The organism is Agrobacterium sp. B1(2019), assembly GCF_008274755.1.
In the GTDB taxonomy this organism is placed as follows: Bacteria; Pseudomonadota; Alphaproteobacteria; order Rhizobiales; family Rhizobiaceae; genus Agrobacterium; species Agrobacterium salinitolerans.
In genome coordinates this window covers 2,536,010-2,553,921 of sequence record NZ_VTPB01000001.1, presented here as the reverse complement: position 1 = coordinate 2,553,921, position 17,912 = coordinate 2,536,010, and the positions used below count along the sequence as shown (strand labels likewise).

Sequence of the window (17,912 nt, the reverse complement as noted above, 5' to 3'; positions counted from 1 at the left end):
GATTACAAATCGGTAACGTTCAGGTGAATTTTGAAGGCCTTTGGCAAGGCCTCATTCCCCGCTCTTTACGGTGCGTTGTGCGAAGTTTCGGTAGACGCCAAAACGGCCCCGCGCTATCCATGCTACCCATGAAAAAAGGCGATCATCTCTTTCTCGTTGACGGTTCCGGTTTCATTTTCCGGGCCTTCCATGCAATTCCGCCGCTGAACCGCAAGTCGGACGGTCTGCCGGTCAACGCCGTCTCGGGCTTCTGCAACATGTTGTGGAAGCTTCTGAAGGATGCCCGCAACACCGATGTCGGTGTGACGCCGACCCATTTTGCGGTGATTTTCGATTATTCATCGAAGACCTTCCGCAACGAGCTTTACGATCTCTACAAGGCCAACCGTACCGCGCCGCCGGAAGATCTGGTGCCGCAATTCGGCCTGATCCGTGAGGCGACGCGCGCCTTCAACCTTCCCTGCATTGAGACGGAAGGCTTCGAGGCGGACGATATCATCGCCACCTATGCCCGGCAGGCCGAGGCGATCGGAGCCGATGTCACGATCATCTCCTCAGACAAGGATCTGATGCAGCTCGTCACGGCTAATGTACATATGTACGACGCCATGAAGGACAAGCAGATCGGCGTTCCGGACGTTGTCGAGAAGTGGGGCGTAGGCCCGGAAAAGATGATCGACCTGCAGGCGATGACGGGCGATTCCACTGACAATGTTCCTGGCATTCCCGGCATCGGGCCGAAGACGGCGGCGCAATTGCTGGAGGAATACGGCGATCTCGATACGCTGCTGGCGCGAGCGGGCGAAATCAAGCAGCAGAAGCGCCGGGAGAATATCATCGCCAATGCGGAGCTTGCCCGCCTTTCCAGGCAGCTTGTGGCGCTCAGGACCGATGTGCCGCTCGATCAGTCTCTCGAAGCGCTGGTGCTCGAACCGCAGAACGGGCCGAAACTGATCGCCTTCCTGAAGGCGATGGAGTTTACGACGCTGACACGCCGGGTTGCCGAGGCGACTGAAACCGACGCTTCCGCCATCGACCCTGCCAATGTGCCGGTGCAATGGGGCGCCGATGCCCATGGTCCTGATCTTGATGCGCAGGCTCCTGCTTTTCAGGCTGGGGAAGCGGCCACGAACACAGCTGGCGCTACGACCGCGCCCGCCGCTCAGGCAAGGGCGGGGGAGGGCAGCGCGCCCGCTGATCTCGCCACAGCGCGACAGGCGCTTTTTTCCGCGGCCAAGATCGATACGACCGCCTATCTGACGATCAGGGATATCGCGACGCTCGACCGCTGGATCGCGGCGGCCCGGGAGACGGGCGTTGTCGCCTTCGATACGGAAACGACATCGCTCGACCCGATGCAGGCGGAACTTGTCGGTTTTTCTCTGGCCATTGCCGATAACGGCAAGGATGCCACGGGCACCGATATCCGCGCCGCCTATGTTCCTTTGACGCACAAGACCGGGTCCGGCGGCGATCTCTTCAGCGACGGCATCAAACTGGCAGAAGGGCAGGTGCCCTTTGCCGGAGCGCTGGAGCGTCTGAAGGATCTGCTCGAGGATGAAGCCGTTCTGAAGGTCGCGCAGAACCTCAAATATGATTATCTGCTGATGAAGCGCCATGGCGTCGTCATGCGGAGCTTCGACGACACGATGCTGATTTCTTATGTCCTTGAGGCCGGCAAGGCCACGCATGGCATGGATTCGCTGTCCGAACGCTGGCTCGGCCACACGCCGATCGCCTATAAGGACGTGGCGGGATCGGGCAAGTCGAGCGTCACCTTCGATTTTGTCGATATCGACAAGGCCACCGCTTATGCTGCGGAAGATGCCGATGTCACCCTGCGGCTCTGGATGGCGCTGAAGCCGAGGCTTGTCTCGGAACGGCTGACCAAGGTTTATGAGCGGCTGGAACGCCCCCTCGTGCCGGTTCTGGCACATATGGAAGAGCGCGGCATTACCGTGGACCGGCAGATTCTCTCGCGTCTTTCCGGCGAACTCGCCCAGAAGGCCGCGTCCTTCGAAGAAGAAATCTACGAGCTGGCGGGCGAGCGTTTCAATATCGGATCGCCAAAGCAGCTCGGCGATATTCTGTTCGGCAGGATGGGTCTGCCCGGCGGCTCAAAAACAAAGACCGGCCAATGGTCGACCTCGGCGCAGGTTCTGGAAGATCTTGCGGCGGAAGGTGCCGAACTGCCGCGCAAGATCGTCGACTGGCGGCAGCTGACGAAGTTGAAATCGACCTATACGGATGCACTGCCGGGATATATCCATCCCGAGACGAAGCGGGTGCACACGTCCTATGCGCTTGCCTCCACCACCACGGGACGCCTGTCCTCCTCGGAGCCGAACCTTCAGAACATCCCGGTTCGCACGGCTGAAGGCCGCAAGATCCGCACGGCTTTCATCTCTACGCCCGGTCACAAGCTTTTGTCGGCCGATTACAGCCAGATCGAACTGCGCGTGCTCGCCCATGTCGCCGATATTCCGCAGCTGCGCAAGGCCTTCGAAAACGGCATCGACATTCATGCCATGACGGCATCGGAAATGTTCGGCGTGCCGGTTGAAGGCATGCCATCGGAAGTGCGCCGCCGCGCCAAGGCCATCAACTTCGGTATCATCTACGGCATTTCCGCTTTTGGTCTCGCCAATCAGCTCGGCATCGCCCGCTCCGAAGCCGGCGACTATATCAAGAAATATTTCGAGCGTTTTCCCGGCATTCGCGATTACATGGAAGCGACCAAAGCCTTCGCGCGCGAAAACGGCTATGTCGAGACGATTTTTGGCCGCCGCGCCCATTATCCGGAAATCCGCTCCTCCAACCCTTCGGTAAAAGCCTTCAATGAGCGCGCGGCCATCAACGCGCCGATCCAGGGTTCGGCCGCCGATATCATCCGCCGGGCCATGGTCCGCATCGAGCCGGCGCTGGAGGCGGAAAAGCTTTCCGCCCGCATGCTGTTGCAGGTGCATGACGAACTCATCTTCGAAGTCGAGGAAGCGGAAATCGAAAAGACCCTGCCGGTCGTCGTCTCCGTCATGGAAAATGCGGCCATGCCGGCGATTTCCATGAGGGTGCCGCTGAAAGTGGACGCCCGCGCGGCGGACAATTGGGATGAGGCGCATTGATCGGTCAATGAGCGGCGGATGTCATTGCTTTGTCGCGTGCTGGGACTAGGGGAAACGTCTCACAAGGAGTTTCCCATGCACGCCCCGCTCGTCTCGAAAGATCTCGACTATATTTCCGCCGCCAACCATGATCAGCCGCCGCGCCATCTCGGCAGCCGCTTCAATGCGGATGGCGAGTTTCTGCCGGAGCCCGGCAATACCGTTGTAAGCCATCTCGTCAGCGGATCGCAGACCGAAAAAGCGATCATCGCAACCCGCCAGCGCTTTCTGGACATGCCGGAGGCGTCGCAGCTTGCCTTCACGCCGATTTCCAGCCTGCATATGACCGTGTTTCAGGGCATCATCGAGTTCCGTCGTGCCTTGCCCTACTGGCCGGAAAACATTCCTCTCGATACGCCGATTGAGGTGATGACCGATTATTATCGCGACCGGCTCTCCGCCTTTCCGGCCCTGCCGGCATTCAACATGCAGGTGACAGGCCTGCGTCCGACGGGCCTTGTCATGAAGGGTGCTACGGCCGAGGATGACCGGATCGTGGCTCTCTGGCGGGATGAATTTGCCAAGTTGTTCGGCTATCGCCACCCGGATCATGAAACCTACGAATTTCACATCACCCTGTCTTACATCATCAGCTGGTTCGAGCCGGAATCCTTGCCGCGCTGGCAGGCGATGCTGGACGAAGAACTTGAAAAACTGCGCGCTGCCGCGCCTGTTATCGAGATGCGACCGCCAGCTTTCTGTGAATTCAAGGATATGAACCACTTCAAGGAACTCGTTGTTTTCGATAAACCGCACCTCTGATTTCCGATATCTGAGACAGGCCTGCCGCGCTGATTTCCCTGAATCGGAAAAAATGCGCATCAGGGCTGGTCAAAGCCCGTTTGGGCATGTATAAGCGCGCCAAATTTCCGATATCGAGACATCCGACATTCGGCCTTTGGTTCTGGCCGGTTCCGTTGTTTCGCCGCTTAAGTGGAGTAACAAAAATGGCTGTACCAAAAAGAAAAACAAGCCCGTCCAAGCGCGGTATGCGCCGCTCGGCTGACGGTCTCAAGTCTGCAACCTACGTTGAAGACAAGAACTCCGGCGAACTGCGCCGTCCGCACCATATCGATCTGAAGACCGGTATGTATCGCGGCCGTCAGGTTCTGACGCCGAAGGAAAGCGCATAAGCTTTTCTGAAAGCATCTATGCAAAAAACCGGCCCTCGTGGCCGGTTTTTTTGTTTTGAGGGCCGTTCTGCTGTCTTTTCCGCTCACTTGGAAAATTCGGCCACTCCTCCTACACTCTTTTAGAGAGAGCAGGTTTCGATGCCTGCAACAGGAGGGGAGCTTCGGTGAAATATCGCTGGATTTTGTTGATGCTTCTCAGCCTGGGCCTCGGTTATGGCGCCGTGACCAGAGGTGGCGGCATCATTGCGGAAAGCTATTTCGGCGAAATGTCCGATCAGGGCCGCACCACTCTCCGGCTGGCCGTTTCCGCCCTCGGCGGGCTTTTAAGCCGCTACGAGCCGCTACCGGCGCTGATTGCCGATCATGACGACATTGAGGAACTGGTCGCACATCCCAAGGATGCCGAACTGCGCCAGCGCGCCAATGTCTATCTCAAATCCATCAACACCCTGCTGGAGTCCTCCGATATTTACATCATCACGCTGGATGGGGAGACAATCGCCGCCAGCAACTACGATGGTCCGACCAGCTTCGTCGGTGAGAATTTCAGCTACCGTCCCTATTTTCAGGATGCCGCCAAAGGTTTCCAGTCGCGGTTCTTCGCGCTTGGCACCACCTCCCACAAGCGTGGCTATTATTTTTCGGCGCCCATCCTTTTTAATGAGGAGATCAAGGGCGTCATCGTCTTTAAGGTCGACATTGAAGGCATAGAAGCCTCCTTCGGCAATGGCGAGAACCGAATTCTGGTATCGGACCCGGAAGGCATCATCTTCATGACCGGAACGCCGCAATGGCTTTATTCCGGCCTGATGCCGCTGACGCCCGAGAGGCTGGCGCGCACGGAGACTTCTCGCCGCTACGCCAATGCAACGCTGAAGGAGCTGCCGGTGAAAAACGGCAATTTTGGCTCCCATCAACTGATGACAATCACCCAAAATGACGGTGAAAGGGAATATATGCTCTTGTCGCAGCCGATGCCGGACGCGGGCTGGACAGTCAGTGTGCTGATGGACACAGGTTCCCTCCGAACGCAGGTGAAGACGGCGATGATAGCCATCATCCTCTGCCTGTGTCTTGCTGCCGCGCTGATTGCCGCCATGCTGCAAAGGCGTCGTCGTCTGCGGGAACGCCTGACCCATCAGGCGGAGGCGCAGGCGGAGCTGGAACGCCGGGTGGAGGAGCGCACGGCCGATCTGGCGCGGGTCAATCAGGAGATCGAACACGAAGTCGCCGAGCGCCGCCAGACGGAAAAACAGTTGCGCAAGATGCAGAACGATCTGGTGCAGGCGGGCAAGCTCGCAGCGCTCGGCCAGATGTCGGCGGCGTTGTCGCATGAGTTTAACCAGCCGCTCGCAGCCGCCAAGAATTATGCCGAAAACGCCTCGCTTCTCGTGGAACGGGGACGGCTGGAGGAGGTGACAGAAAACCTCAGACGCATTTCGGGCCTTATCGACCGTATGGCCTCCATCAGCAAGCATCTCAGGAATTTTGCCCGTAAACCCAATGAAAAAACGGCCGCGGTAAGTCTGGAAGCCGTCCTTCGCGATACGCTCGAAATCGTCGGCGCGCGGCTGAAGGCCGCCGATGCGGTGCTGGATGTGGATCTCGGTCGGGTTCCGCTTGCCGTGAAAGCCGGCCCGGTGCGGCTGCAGCAGGTGCTCGTGAACATCATATCCAATGCTGCCGATGCGGTGGAGGGACGCGAGGAACGCCGCATTGCGCTGCGGGCCGTGCAGCACGGCCAGTCGGTGTCGATTTTCATTCGCGATCGCGGTCCGGGCGTGCCGGCGGCTATTTCAGAACGCATTTTCGATCCCTTCTTCACCACCAAGGGCGTGGGGCGCGGCCTCGGCCTTGGCCTTTCCATCTCCTATAACATCATCAAGGATTTTGGCGGCCAGCTGCGCGTCAGAAACCATGAAGACGGCGGAGCGGAGTTCGAGATCGAATTGCCAGCCGCCGCCTGGCGCGTGGAGGCGGCTGCGGAATGACCATGTCGCGGGTTCTGTTGATCGACGATGAGGAAGAGCTGCGCTTTTCCACGGCGCAGGCGCTGGAGCTCTCAGGCTTTGACGTCACCACGCTCGCAAGCGCCGAACATGCGTTGGAACTCATTGGCTACAGCTTCGACGGCGTGGTCGTCAGCGATATCAGAATGCCCGGCATGGATGGCATGACGCTGCTGCAAAAGGTGCGGGAGCTTGATGCGGAGATACCTGTCATCCTGATGACGGGCCATGGCGATGTGCAGCTCGCGGTCAACGCCATGCGCAACGGCGCTTATGATTTCATCGAAAAGCCGTTCACGCCGCAATATCTCGCCGGCATCATCAAAAGGGCCAATGATCGGCGGGCGCTGGTGCTGGAAAACCGCCGCCTCAAGGCGGTAGCAGGCAAGCATGACGATCTCGAAACACGCCTGCCCGGCAGAACCCAGGTCATGGTCGATCTGCGGTATCGTATCCGCGCCATCGGTGCGACGGACGCCGATACGCTGATCGTCGGTGACACGGGCGCCGGCAAGGAGGTCGTGGCGCGTGCGCTTCACGATATCAGCGCCAGGGCCAACCGGCCCTTCGTAGCGATCAATTGCGCCGCCCTTCCGCAGACACTGATTGAAAGTGAACTATTCGGCCATGAGGCCGGCGCCTTCCCCGGCGCGCTGCGCCCGCGCTACGGCAAGTTCGAACATGCTCGCGGCGGCACCATATTGCTGGATGAGATCGGCTCCATGCCCTTCGAATTGCAGGGCCGCTTCCTGCGTGTCTTGCAGGAACGGATGATTACCCGTCTCGGCTCGAATGAAACGGTCGAACTCGATGTCCGTTTCATCGCCACCAGCAAGGTCGATCTGGAACAGGAAGTCGCGGCCGGCCGGTTCCGTGCGGATCTTCTTTATCGGCTCAACGTGGCGACACTTCTCGTTCCGTCGCTCTCGCAGCGCAGCGCAGATATACCGTTACTTTTCCTTCACCTCGTGCGGGAAGCCGCTGCCCGCTACGGGCGGGAAGACATGGAGGTGCCGCAAAGTCTGCTTTCGGCTGTCTCCCTGCGTGAGTGGCCGGGCAACGTGCGTGAGCTGCGCAATGCCGCAGACCGTTTCGTTCTCGGTCTGGAAAGCGATGTGTCCGAAGCCTCCCTGCCGTTTCATGATGACGGAAAAGCGGCCCTTGCCACACGGGTTGCGGCTTATGAAAAAAGCCTGATCGCACAGGCAATCGCCGTGCACGGCGGAAATCTGAAATCCGTTTATGAAAATCTCGGCATTTCGCGCAAAACGCTCTACGAAAAAATGCAGAGATACGGCCTGCACCGGCACATGACCGAGGTCTGATGGGTGGATTTCCACCCATAAATCATTCCTTATGGGTAGAAATCCACCCATTGCCGTCGGGGATGGCAATAAAAGCGCACCGCACGACAAGACCGCCATTGCTGAACGGTGATCCCAGATCGCAAATATCTCACCCCGGTCGCCATGGAGGAGCATGCGCGGCTGAAGTGGCGAACATTTTCATCCGGGAGGAATCGATGAAAATACTGAAGACAGTCACCGGCCTTGCTGCTGCCGCTGCCGTTTCCCTTTTTGCGCTGTCCGCATCCGCTCAGAACTATCCAGAGCGCAACATCACCATGGTCGTGCCCTTTTCCGCTGGCGGCCCCACGGATACGGTCGCGCGTCTTGTCGCTGAATCCATGTCGAAGGACCTCGGCCAGCAGATCATCGTCGAAAATGTCGGCGGCGCAGGCGGCACGCTGGGTGCTGGTCGCGTGGCGTCGGCCGATCCGGACGGTTATACCGTTCTTCTCCACCATATCGGCATGGCGACCAGCGCCACGCTCTACCGCAAGCTCGCCTATGACACACTGAACGCTTTTGAATATGTCGGTCTGGTCACCGAAGTGCCGATGACCATCCTGTCGCGCAAGACCCTCGAGACGACGGATCTGAAAAGTCTGATCGACTATGCCAAGGCGAACAAGGACAAGGTGACCGTCGCCAATGCCGGCATCGGCGCCGCCTCGCATCTGTGCGGCATGCTGTTCATGAGCGCCATAGAGACACCGCTCGTCACCGTTCCCTATAAGGGCACCGGTCCGGCCATGACCGATCTGCTCGGCGGCCAGGTCGACATCATGTGCGATCAGACCACCAACACCACCAAGCAGATTCAGGGCGGAACCGTGAAGGCCTATGCCGTAACCACGGCCAAGCGGCTGGACGTGCTTCCGGATGTGCCGACGGTTGTCGAAGCAGGCCTGCCGAAGCTCGAAGTGGGTATCTGGCACGGCATCTATACGCCGAAGGGCACGTCTGCTGAAATCAACGAAAAGCTCTCCAAGTCGCTGCAGGCCGCGCTGAAGGATGAGAATGTCGTAGCTCGTTTTGCTGAACTCGGCACCACGCCCTCCACTGAAAGCGATGCGACGCCTGCGGCGCTGAAGGCCAAGCTTGAAAGCGAAATCGCCCGCTGGAAGCCGGTGATCGAAGCTGCCGGCCAATATGCCGACTGATGGCTGAAAGAATTACCGGCGGCGTCATGCCGCCGGTTTTTTGCCATCGGTTTAACGCGCGGGACGGTGGGTTGCCGGCCGCAGTGGAGGGGCATCTTTCATGAAGTCGTTTTTTATTGACCCTGCCGAAGCAGTCTGCGGGGCAATTTTTATGGGGCTCGGCGCATTTTTTGCCCTGCAGTCCTATGGGCTGGAGATTGGGACCGCGTTCCGAATGGGACCCGGCTATTTCCCGCTTGTTTTGGCGATCATTCTGGTCCTGCTCGGTGGGGTGATATTCATGCGGTCCACGCGCATACAGGGTGAGATTATTGGCGCGATTGCCTGGCGGGGGATATTTTTCATTCTGCCCGCGCCGATCTTCTTCGGCCTCACTGTCCGGGGCCTCGGTTTCGTTCCGGCGCTTTTTTTCAGCGCCCTCATCGCTTCCTTCGCCTCGCACAAGATGAGCCCGGTCATGGCGGTCATTCTTTCCGCGGCGATCACGGTCTTTTCCGTCGCTGTTTTTAACTACGGTCTCGGCCTGCCGTTCCAGCGCTTCGGTCCCTGGCTTAAATTTTGAGGTGCCGTGATGGATTTGCTCGATAATCTCGCTCTCGGTTTCGTCACGGCTTCTTCGCTGGCAAACCTGTTTTTCTGCCTTATCGGCGTGTTGCTCGGCACTCTGATCGGCGTGCTGCCCGGCATCGGTGCAACGGCGACCATCGCCATGCTGCTGCCGATTACCTTCCAGTTGGAGCCCGTTTCGTCGCTGATCATGCTCGCCGGCATTTATTACGGCGCGCAATATGGCGGCTCGACCACGGCCATCCTGATCAACATGCCCGGCGAATCCTCTTCTGCCGTCACCGCTATCGATGGCTATCAGATGGCACGCAAGGGCAAGGCGGGTGCCGCTCTCGCCATCGCCGCCATCGGCTCGTTCTTTGCCGGTACGGTATCTACCTTCCTTGTGGCGATCTTCGCACCGCCCTTGACGGCGATCGCGCTGGAGTTCGGCGCGGCGGAATATTTCTCGCTGATGGTCGTGGGCCTCGTCTCATCCATTGCGCTCGCCCATGGCTCCATCGTCAAGGCTCTGGCCATGGTCGTGCTCGGCCTGCTGCTCGGTCTGGTCGGCACGGATATTTACAGCGGCACGCCGCGCTTCACTCTCGGTATTCGCGAATATGCCGACGGTCTGAACTTCGTGGCTGTGGCCGTTGGCGTCTTTGGTATCGCCGAAATCCTTCGCAATCTCGAAAACGAGCGGACCCGTTCGGTGCTGATCGCCAAGGTAAGCAGCCTGATGCCGTCAAAGGAGGATTTCAAGCGCATGGTCGGACCAGTGCTGCGTGGCACCGCCATTGGTTCGGCGTTGGGCATTCTGCCGGGCGGCGGGGCGATCCTTGCGGCATTTGCATCCTATACGGTTGAAAAACGCGTCTCCAAGAACCCGAAAGAATTCGGGCATGGCGCGGTGGCCGGGGTGGCCGGTCCGGAATCCGCAAACAACGCGGGTGCGCAGACATCCTTCATCCCGCTGCTCACGCTCGGCATTCCCGCCAATCCGGTCATGGCGCTGATGATTGGCGCGATGATCATTCAGGGTATCGTGCCGGGTCCGAACGTTGCGACCGAACAGCCGGCGCTGTTCTGGGGCATCATCGCCTCCATGTGGATCGGCAACCTGATGCTCGTCATCCTGAACCTGCCCCTGATCGGGCTGTGGGTGAAGCTTCTGACGGTGCCTTATTATGTGCTGTTCCCCATCATCATGGCCTTCTGCGCCATCGGGGTCTACAGCGTCAATTCCAACGTCTTCGATCTCTATGCCGTCGCCTTCTTCGGCTTCATTGGCTATGTGCTGGTGAAACTGCGCTGCGAACCTGCACCGTTGCTGCTGGGCTTCGTGCTCGGTCCGCTGCTGGAGGAGAACCTGAGGCGCGCCATGATTCTGTCGCGTGGCGATCCATCGACCTTCGTCACCCGGCCGATCAGCGCCACCTTGCTTTTCATCGCGTTGGCCGTGCTGATCGTCGTCTTTCTGCCCAGCGTGAAGAAGAAACGCGAAGAGGTTTTCGTAGAAGAAGACTGAGCAATCTCGAAACGTGAGAGGCCGGCGATGGAAACATCGCCGGCTTTTTTGTGCCTGGATCGGTCGTGACGAATTCGCTTCACGAAAGCGACATATGGTTGACTCTGGCGCTTTTAAGCCCAAGGAAGGGCGGGAAAGAGAGGTCGATATGACGTCGGAAACCGAAAAACGCATCATCATACTCGAGGAAACGGCCGCGCATCAGGCGAAGGTGATAGAAGAACTCTCTGATCAGCTGGCGGAGCAGTGGAAGGTGGTGGAGCAGACCCGTGCCAAGCTGGACCGCCTGACGGAGAGGTTTCTGAGCCTCGAAGAGCAATCGCTGGACGCGCCTGCAATTACCCGGCCGCCGCATTATTGACAGGGAAGAGCCAATGAAAAACGACACCGCCGCGCTGGCCGCCGATATCGTCGATTTCTGGAAGAAGGCCGGACCGGAGAAGTGGTTCGACAAGGACGCCGCCTTCGATAACCACTTTCACGACCGTTTCCGCGATGACCATTTTGCGGCCGCAAGACGCGAATTGGACAAGTGGCTGGAGGAGGCGGAAAGCAGCCTCGCGCTGATGCTTCTGCTGGATCAGTTTCCGCGCAACTGCTTTCGCGACACGGCACACATGTATGCGACCGATCCTCTAGCGCGGCGACTGGCCGATGAAGCCATCCGGCGCGGGCATGATCAGGCGGTGGGTGAAGATTTGCGGGTTTTCTTCTATCTGCCATTTTCTCACGCGGAGGATATTGAGGCCCAGCAGCGTGCCTGCGTGCTGAACCATCCGCTTGGCGGGCTTTATCTTCACCATGCCGAAGAACATCGCGATATCATCCAGCGTTTCGGCCGCTTTCCGCATCGTAACAAGATATTGTTGCGAGAAACGACACCGGAGGAGCGGCAATATCTGGATGAAGGCGGCTTTTCCGGTTGAGCCAGAAACGAAAACGTCGCCAGTCCCTGATGGCGGCGGCGTTCTAAACGGGGGAAGCGGCAGCGATCAGCCGTCGAAGAATTCCTTCATCCGGGCAAAGAAGCCCGTCGATTCCGGATTATTCTCCTTGGAGGAGAGCTGCTCGAATTCCTGCAACAGCTCGCGCTGGCGCTTGCTGAGTTTCTGCGGCGTCTCGATCTGGATTTGGATGTAGAGATCGCCCGTCTGCGCCGAACGCAGCACCGGCATGCCCTTGCCCTTCAGACGGAACTGCTTGCCCGGCTGGGTTCCTTCCGGAACCGTAACGCGCGATTTGGTGCCGTCGAGCGTCGTCACATCGAAAGTGCCGCCGAGCGCCGCCGTCGTCATCGAAATCGGCACGGTGCAATAAAGGTCGGCGCCGTCGCGCTGGAAGAATTCATGCGGACGCACGGACAGGAAGATGTAAAGATCGCCAGCCGGACCACCGCGCATGCCAGCTTCGCCTTCGCCCTGCAGGCGAATGCGGGTTCCGTCCTCGATACCGGAGGGAATATTGACCGAGAGCGAACGCTCTTCGGTCACACGACCCTGACCGTGGCACTTGCCGCATGGATCGGAAATCGTCTGGCCGCGACCGTGGCAGGTCGGGCAGGTGCGCTCCACCGAGAAGAAGCCCTGTGCGGCGCGCACGCGGCCGGAACCCTGACAGGTGGCGCAGGTCTTGGGCTGCGTGCCAGGCTTTGCGCCCGAGCCGGAACAGACATCGCAGGTGATCGAGGTCGGAACCCTGATCTGCGCCGTTTTGCCGGTGAAGGCCTCTTCGAGCGTGATTTCCATATTGTAGCGAAGGTCGGCGCCCCGCTCGCGCCCGCCGGAAGAGCGGCGCGCACGGCCGCCGCCCATCATCTCGCCGAAGATGTCTTCGAAAATATCCGAGAAACCGCCATTGGCGAAACCGCCGCCACCCATGCCGCCGCCGCCCATGCCGCCATTTTCAAATGCGGCGTGGCCGAAACGGTCATAGGCCGCTCGTTTCTGAGGGTCCTTCAGCGTTTCATAGGCTTCGTTGATTTCCTTGAATTTCCGTTCGGAATCGGCATCGTCCGGGTTCTTGTCCGGATGGTATTTCATCGCGAGTTTGCGGAAGGCGCTTTTCAGCTCTTTTTCGTCCGCAGTCTTGCTGACGCCAAGTGTTTCGTAAAAGTCTGCTTTCGCCATTCAGTTAACAAGCCTCGCAAATGGATTTCCGGCTGCACGTCGGCAGCCGGATGTCTTGCATAAATTGTCAGGAGACGGAAAGTCACGCGATTAAGCGGACTTCTTGTCGTCCTTGATTTCTTCGTAGTCGGCATCGACAACGTCGTCCTTGCCTTCTTCGGAAGCGTCGCCGGCCTCGGCCTGCTGCGCTTCATAGATGGCCTGACCAAGCTTCATGGAAACTTCCATGAGGGTCTGAGTCTTGGCCTGAATGTCGTCTGCATCCGGCTCAGCGGCTTCGACGGCGGTCTTCAGGCTGGCAATGGCGTCTTCGATAGCCTTGCGGTCAGTTTCGGAAACCTTGTCGCCATATTCCTTCACCGACTTTTCGGTGGAGTGGATGAGGCTTTCGGCCTGGTTCTTGGCTTCCACACCCGCACGACGCTTCTTGTCGGCCTCGGCATTGGCTTCGGCGTCCTTCACCATCTTTTCGATGTCGGCGTCAGAGAGACCGCCGGAGGCCTGGATGCGGATCTGCTGTTCCTTGCCGGTGCCCTTGTCTTTCGCCGAAACCTGCACGATGCCGTTGGCGTCGATATCGAAGGTCACTTCGATCTGCGGAACGCCACGCGGTGCCGGCGGCAGGCCGACGAGGTCGAACTGGCCGAGCAGCTTGTTGTCCTGCGCCATTTCGCGCTCACCCTGCGAGACGCGAATGGTCACGGCCGACTGGTTGTCTTCGGCGGTCGAGAAGGTCTGGCTCTTCTTCGTCGGGATCGTCGTGTTGCGATCGATCAGACGGGTGAAGACGCCACCCAGCGTTTCGATGCCGAGCGACAGCGGGGTCACGTCGAGCAGCAGAACGTCCTTGACGTCGCCCTGCAGAACGCCAGCCTGGATGGCGGCGCCCATGGCAACCACTTCATCCGGGTTTACGCCCTTGTGCGGTTCCTTGCCGAACAACTGCTTGACGACTTCCTGCACCTTCGGCATGCGGCTCATGCCACCGACGAGAACGACTTCGTCGATCTCGGAAGCGGAAACGCCGGCATCCTTGAGCGCCGCCTTGCACGGTGCGACGGTGCGCTGCACCAGATCGTCAACCAGGCTTTCGAATTTGGCGCGGGTCAGCTTCAGCGTCAGGTGCTTCGGACCGGAAGCATCCGCCGTGATGAACGGCAGGTTGATTTCGGTCTGCTGCGAGGAAGACAGTTCGATCTTTGCCTTTTCGGCAGCTTCCTTGAGGCGCTGCAGGGCGAGCTTGTCGTTCTTCAGGTCGATACCCTGATCCTTCTTGAACTCGCCGGCCAGATATTCGACCAGACGCATGTCGAAGTCTTCACCACCAAGGAAGGTATCGCCATTGGTGGACTTCACTTCGAAGACGCCGTCGCCGATTTCCAGGACGGAAATATCGAAGGTGCCGCCGCCAAGGTCGTAAACGGCGATGGTCTTGCCGTCCTTCTTGTCGAGACCGTAAGCGAGCGCTGCCGCAGTCGGCTCGTTGATGATACGCAGGACGTCCAGACCGGCAATGCGGCCGGCATCCTTGGTTGCCTGGCGCTGCGCGTCGTTGAAGTACGCGGGAACGGTGATGACGGCCTTCTCGACCTTTTCACCGAGATAAGATTCAGCCGTTTCCTTCATTTTCTGAAGGATCATCGCGGAAATCTGCGAAGGGGAATAGGGCTTGTCCTGCGCCTTCACCCATGCGTCGCCATTGTCACCCTTGACGATCTCGAAGGGAACAAGAGCCTTGTCCTTCTCGACGGTCGGGTCTTCGTAACGGCGGCCGATCAGGCGCTTGACCGCAAACAGGGTGTTGGTCGGGTTGGTGACCGCCTGGCGCTTGGCCGGCTGGCCGACAAGGCGCTCGCCATCGTCGGAAAATGCCACCATGGACGGCGTGGTGCGCGCGCCTTCCGCGTTTTCAATTACTTTCGTGTCCTTGCCGTCCATCACTGCGACGCAGGAATTGGTCGTGCCAAGGTCGATACCGATTACTTTTGCCATGCTCTTCTCTCCTTGAAGCGAGCTGCCGGAACCCCGTGAGGCATTCTTGTGGCAACTCCTTGACTTGGATTTGCAGCCTTCGCTGCTGTTATGCGGCGTATATAAGGAGCGATTTTTCCTGCTGCAAGGCGCAAGACAGGGGGAAGCGCAGCAAAAAAGCGCAAGAAACACCTGTCTGTGCAGAAGCATAGCCATCACGGCTTGCGGAAGCGGGAAAACGCGGCTCGGGCTCTACGCGGCGTTGCCGGTCGGCATCGCGGCGAGCGACCCGTTGAGACTGGATTTTAACGGTATCGGGGTGGGGTGAAATGGCGGACAGGGTGGGATTCGAACCCACGGTACGCTTTCACGCACACACGCGTTCCAGGCGTGCGCCTTAAACCACTCGGCCACCTGTCCTTTTTCAAATCTGCATGTTTTGAAGAATGCAAATCACTGGAACGGCGCGATATATACCGATGAATTCGCAGGGATCAACACGAATCTGACAGTTTTTTGAAATGTCGGCAATTTCCTGTGTTCCGATGCGATTGCAAACCGGTTTTCCCGCCTTTATCGATGCATTATAGATTTGAAAATATGTCTGTCTGACCGACAGATCGTAAGCGAGGTGTCTTTGATGAAAGCTTTTTTGCGGTTTTTGAGCTTTCTTTTCCTCGTTGCGGCGGTTTTTCTGGGCGTGCTCGATTCGATCCGCTCGGTTTCCACATCCTCGGTCAACATCGCTGGCGTCCTGTCCGTCTGGAACTATCTTCTTCCTGCTTCCCGCACCATGGTGGAAGCGGCCATGGCTCACTATATTCACCCTGAAGCGTGGCGCTTCATTGAAAATGCCCTGTCGGCGGTGCCCGCATTTGCCGTTTCCCTGGCGCTTTCGCTGCTCTGCTGGATGGCGGGTTACAGCAAACACAAGGCGATGAGGCGTTTATCGGTCTGACTATGTGTCTGTCGAAAGGATGCGCCCGCAGATGTGAACCATAAGAAGCGGCGGAACTGGCCGCATGGAGGACCGAATGTTTCTGTTCGATACGCTTTCAAAAAAAACCACGATGCCGACTGAAGAAACCGCTTTGCCCGGCCGTGAAGAGGCGATTGCGGTGCCGGAAGCCCATTTCGTCAATGGCCGGCCCTTGAAAGGGCCTTATCCTGAGGGACTTGAAACCATTTATCTCGGCATGGGCTGCTTTTGGGGTGCAGAACGGCTGTTCTGGAAAACGCCGGGCGTCTGGTTGACGGCGGTTGGTTATGCCGGCGGCTTCACCCGCAACCCCACCTATCAGGAGACGACGACCGGCCAGACGGGCCACGCCGAAGTGGTCAAGGTTGTATACGATCCGGCGGTTATCCCGCTTTCGGGCCTGCTGAAGATATTCTTCGAGGAGCATGATCCGACGCAAGGGATGCGGCAGGGCAACGATGTCGGCACGACCTACCGTTCCGCCATTTACGCGACGACGGAAGGGCAGTTGCAGCAGGCGCAGAAGGCGAGCGATGCTTTTCAACAAGCTTTGGACGAGGCCGGTCATGGCAGCGCCATCACCACCGAGATCGGGCCGCTGGAGACGTTTTATTACGCTGAAGACTACCATCAGCAATACCTTGCCAAGAACCCTGGCGGCTACTGCGGCTTAAGGGGAACTGGCGTAAGCTGCAATATCGACTAGATTTTTTGCAAGTCGCCCCGGTGGAAAGACCAAAAAAGCGCCAGAATAAAGTTTTTCCACCGGGTCAAAAAAACCGGATGAATTTTTCATTGAGCCATGCAAGGATATGAGGCAAGCACAGCCGGGATAACGGCTGGCGGTTCCGCAGACATTCCCGGTAAACGGGATTGCGGGAGGACCCTTAAAATATCAATTGCAACAACAGGGCTGCACAATGAAAAAATCCCTTCTGACGCTTTTTGCGCTCGCCGCAATGTCGGCTTCCGCGCTGGCCGCCGATATCAAGCCGGCGCTGGTCTATGGCACGGGCGGCAAGTTCGACAAATCGTTCAACGAAGCCGCTGCGGCCGGCGCTGAAAAGTTCAAGGCGGAAACGGGCATCGAATTCCGCGATTTCGAACCGACCAGCGACACGCAGGGCGAACAAGCCATCCGCAACTTTGCGAGCAAGGGCTTCAACCCGGTCGTTGCCGTTTCTTTCGCCTGGACCTCGGCCATGGAAAAGGTCGCAGCAGAATTCCCCGACACCAAGTTCGTGATCGTCGATTCCGTCGTCGAGCTGCCGAATGTCCGCTCCGTGGTCTACAAGGAGCATGAAGGTTCCTATCTCGTCGGTCTTCTGGCCGGCATGGCCTCCAAGACCGGCAAGGTCGGCTTCATCGGCGGCATGGATATTCCGCTGATCCGCAAGTTCGCCTGTGGTTATGCGCAGGGCGCGAAGGCCGCAAACGACAAGATCGAAGTCTTCCAGAACATGACCGGAACGACAGGTGCAGCCTGGAACGATCCGGTGCGCGGCGGTGAACTCACCAAGAACCAGATCGATCAGGGCGCTGATGTGATCTATGCGGCAGCCGGTGCGACTGGTCTCGGCGTTCTGCAGACTGCCGCCGATAACAAGAAGCTCTCCATCGGCGTTGACTCCAACCAGAACCATCTGCATCCGGGTTCCGTTCTGACCTCCATGGTCAAGCGGGTCGATCTGGCTGTCTATAACGCCTACAAGGATGCCAAGGACGACAAGTTCACCCCCGGCATTGTTGCGCTCGGCGTCAAGGAAGATGGCGTCGCTTATGCGCTCGACGACAACAACAAGGCGCTCATCACACCTGAAATGACTGCCGCCGTGGATAAGGCCAAGGCCGATATCATTTCCGGCGCCGTCAAGGTCCATGACTATATGGCGGACAATTCCTGCCCGAAATGATATGATATCTGACTGGGGCGCATGGTGATTTTTCACC

At 58.5% G+C, this 17,912-nt stretch carries 16 protein-coding genes and 1 tRNA gene; 14 read left to right on the top strand and 3 right to left on the bottom strand.

Annotated elements, in window-relative coordinates; genetic code table 11:
- Positions 1-128: 128 nt before the first annotated feature.
- From polA to AGR1_RS12770, 10 genes are all read left to right on the top strand, one after another.
- Positions 129-3,122, top strand: coding sequence for a DNA polymerase I (gene polA / locus AGR1_RS12820; protein WP_149147353.1), 2,994 nt, complete (start codon positions 129-131; stop codon positions 3,120-3,122).
- Positions 3,123-3,197: 75 nt separating this feature from the next.
- A complete protein-coding gene (locus AGR1_RS12815) occupies positions 3,198-3,923 on the top strand; it encodes a DUF1868 domain-containing protein (RefSeq protein WP_080791936.1) in 726 nt (241 codons plus the stop codon).
- A gap of 185 nt (positions 3,924-4,108) precedes the next feature.
- Positions 4,109-4,294: a 50S ribosomal protein L32 gene (gene rpmF, locus AGR1_RS12810; RefSeq protein ID WP_003507205.1), complete on the top strand. Its 186-nt coding sequence runs from the start codon at positions 4,109-4,111 to the stop codon at positions 4,292-4,294.
- Positions 4,295-4,482: 188 nt separating this feature from the next.
- On the top strand, positions 4,483-6,285 hold the full coding sequence (locus AGR1_RS12805) for a sensor histidine kinase (RefSeq protein ID WP_162927467.1): 1,803 nt from the start codon (positions 4,483-4,485) through the stop codon (positions 6,283-6,285).
- Positions 6,282-7,628 carry a sigma-54 dependent transcriptional regulator gene (locus AGR1_RS12800; RefSeq protein WP_149147062.1) on the top strand — a complete coding sequence of 449 codons (1,347 nt, stop codon included), beginning with the start codon at positions 6,282-6,284 and terminating at the stop codon, positions 7,626-7,628. The genes AGR1_RS12805 and AGR1_RS12800 overlap by 4 nt, the downstream gene beginning before the upstream one ends.
- Positions 7,629-7,825: 197 nt before the next feature.
- Positions 7,826-8,809, top strand: a complete 984-nt coding sequence (locus AGR1_RS12790) for a tripartite tricarboxylate transporter substrate-binding protein (protein WP_080793310.1) — start codon at positions 7,826-7,828, stop codon at positions 8,807-8,809.
- A 100-nt stretch (positions 8,810-8,909) separates the two neighbouring features.
- On the top strand, positions 8,910-9,371 hold the full coding sequence (locus AGR1_RS12785) for a tripartite tricarboxylate transporter TctB family protein (RefSeq protein ID WP_149147061.1): 462 nt from the start codon (positions 8,910-8,912) through the stop codon (positions 9,369-9,371).
- Positions 9,372-9,380: 9 nt separating this feature from the next.
- Positions 9,381-10,886, top strand: a complete 1,506-nt coding sequence (locus AGR1_RS12780; RefSeq protein WP_080791912.1) for a tripartite tricarboxylate transporter permease — start codon at positions 9,381-9,383, stop codon at positions 10,884-10,886.
- 148 nt (positions 10,887-11,034) lie between these two features.
- Positions 11,035-11,247 carry a SlyX family protein gene (locus AGR1_RS12775; protein ID WP_077984626.1) on the top strand — a complete coding sequence of 71 codons (213 nt, stop codon included), beginning with the start codon at positions 11,035-11,037 and terminating at the stop codon, positions 11,245-11,247.
- 13 nt (positions 11,248-11,260) lie between these two features.
- Positions 11,261-11,812 carry a DUF924 family protein gene (locus AGR1_RS12770; protein ID WP_149147060.1) on the top strand — a complete coding sequence of 184 codons (552 nt, stop codon included), beginning with the start codon at positions 11,261-11,263 and terminating at the stop codon, positions 11,810-11,812.
- Between the two features lie 66 nt (positions 11,813-11,878).
- Here the strand turns inward: AGR1_RS12770 and dnaJ are convergent, their stop codons facing one another.
- Together dnaJ and dnaK are read right to left on the bottom strand one after the other, a co-directional pair.
- On the bottom strand, positions 11,879-13,012 hold the full coding sequence (gene dnaJ, locus AGR1_RS12765; RefSeq protein ID WP_077984581.1) for a molecular chaperone DnaJ: 1,134 nt from the start codon (positions 13,010-13,012) through the stop codon (positions 11,879-11,881).
- A 90-nt stretch (positions 13,013-13,102) separates the two neighbouring features.
- Positions 13,103-15,004 carry a molecular chaperone DnaK gene (dnaK, locus tag AGR1_RS12760; RefSeq protein WP_077984580.1) on the bottom strand — a complete coding sequence of 634 codons (1,902 nt, stop codon included), beginning with the start codon at positions 15,002-15,004 and terminating at the stop codon, positions 13,103-13,105.
- Between the two features lie 46 nt (positions 15,005-15,050).
- On the opposite strand from dnaK, the gene AGR1_RS12755 reads away from it, so the two are divergent.
- Positions 15,051-15,311, top strand: a complete 261-nt coding sequence (locus AGR1_RS12755) for a hypothetical protein (protein WP_149147059.1) — start codon at positions 15,051-15,053, stop codon at positions 15,309-15,311.
- A gap of 2 nt (positions 15,312-15,313) precedes the next feature.
- Here the strand turns inward: AGR1_RS12755 and AGR1_RS12750 are convergent.
- Positions 15,314-15,403: transfer RNA gene (locus tag AGR1_RS12750), tRNA-Ser, on the bottom strand.
- A gap of 220 nt (positions 15,404-15,623) precedes the next feature.
- Here AGR1_RS12750 and AGR1_RS12745 point away from each other — a divergent pair.
- The 3 genes from AGR1_RS12745 (at position 15,624) to AGR1_RS12735 (ending at position 17,875) form a co-directional block, all read left to right on the top strand.
- Positions 15,624-15,941 carry a hypothetical protein gene (locus AGR1_RS12745; RefSeq protein ID WP_080793308.1) on the top strand — a complete coding sequence of 106 codons (318 nt, stop codon included), beginning with the start codon at positions 15,624-15,626 and terminating at the stop codon, positions 15,939-15,941.
- Between the two features lie 76 nt (positions 15,942-16,017).
- Entirely contained in the window at positions 16,018-16,668 is a 651-nt protein-coding gene (msrA, locus tag AGR1_RS12740; RefSeq protein WP_149147058.1) for a peptide-methionine (S)-S-oxide reductase MsrA, read from the top strand.
- A gap of 214 nt (positions 16,669-16,882) precedes the next feature.
- Positions 16,883-17,875 carry a BMP family ABC transporter substrate-binding protein gene (locus AGR1_RS12735; protein ID WP_080791900.1) on the top strand — a complete coding sequence of 331 codons (993 nt, stop codon included), beginning with the start codon at positions 16,883-16,885 and terminating at the stop codon, positions 17,873-17,875.
- Positions 17,876-17,912 lie beyond the last annotated feature (37 nt).

Coding starts and splice junctions, on each gene's coding strand:
- polA (WP_149147353.1), top strand. CDS start 129: ATGAAAAAAGGCGATCATCTCTTTCTCGTTGACGGTTCCGGTTTCATT.
- AGR1_RS12815 (WP_080791936.1), top strand. CDS start 3,198: ATGCACGCCCCGCTCGTCTCGAAAGATCTCGACTATATTTCCGCCGCC.
- rpmF (WP_003507205.1), top strand. CDS start 4,109: ATGGCTGTACCAAAAAGAAAAACAAGCCCGTCCAAGCGCGGTATGCGC.
- AGR1_RS12805 (WP_162927467.1), top strand. CDS start 4,483: ATGCTTCTCAGCCTGGGCCTCGGTTATGGCGCCGTGACCAGAGGTGGC.
- AGR1_RS12800 (WP_149147062.1), top strand. CDS start 6,282: ATGACCATGTCGCGGGTTCTGTTGATCGACGATGAGGAAGAGCTGCGC.
- AGR1_RS12790 (WP_080793310.1), top strand. CDS start 7,826: ATGAAAATACTGAAGACAGTCACCGGCCTTGCTGCTGCCGCTGCCGTT.
- AGR1_RS12785 (WP_149147061.1), top strand. CDS start 8,910: ATGAAGTCGTTTTTTATTGACCCTGCCGAAGCAGTCTGCGGGGCAATT.
- AGR1_RS12780 (WP_080791912.1), top strand. CDS start 9,381: ATGGATTTGCTCGATAATCTCGCTCTCGGTTTCGTCACGGCTTCTTCG.
- AGR1_RS12775 (WP_077984626.1), top strand. CDS start 11,035: ATGACGTCGGAAACCGAAAAACGCATCATCATACTCGAGGAAACGGCC.
- AGR1_RS12770 (WP_149147060.1), top strand. CDS start 11,261: ATGAAAAACGACACCGCCGCGCTGGCCGCCGATATCGTCGATTTCTGG.
- dnaJ (WP_077984581.1), bottom strand. CDS start 13,012: ATGGCGAAAGCAGACTTTTACGAAACACTTGGCGTCAGCAAGACTGCG.
- dnaK (WP_077984580.1), bottom strand. CDS start 15,004: ATGGCAAAAGTAATCGGTATCGACCTTGGCACGACCAATTCCTGCGTC.
- AGR1_RS12745 (WP_080793308.1), top strand. CDS start 15,624: ATGAAAGCTTTTTTGCGGTTTTTGAGCTTTCTTTTCCTCGTTGCGGCG.
- msrA (WP_149147058.1), top strand. CDS start 16,018: ATGTTTCTGTTCGATACGCTTTCAAAAAAAACCACGATGCCGACTGAA.
- AGR1_RS12735 (WP_080791900.1), top strand. CDS start 16,883: ATGAAAAAATCCCTTCTGACGCTTTTTGCGCTCGCCGCAATGTCGGCT.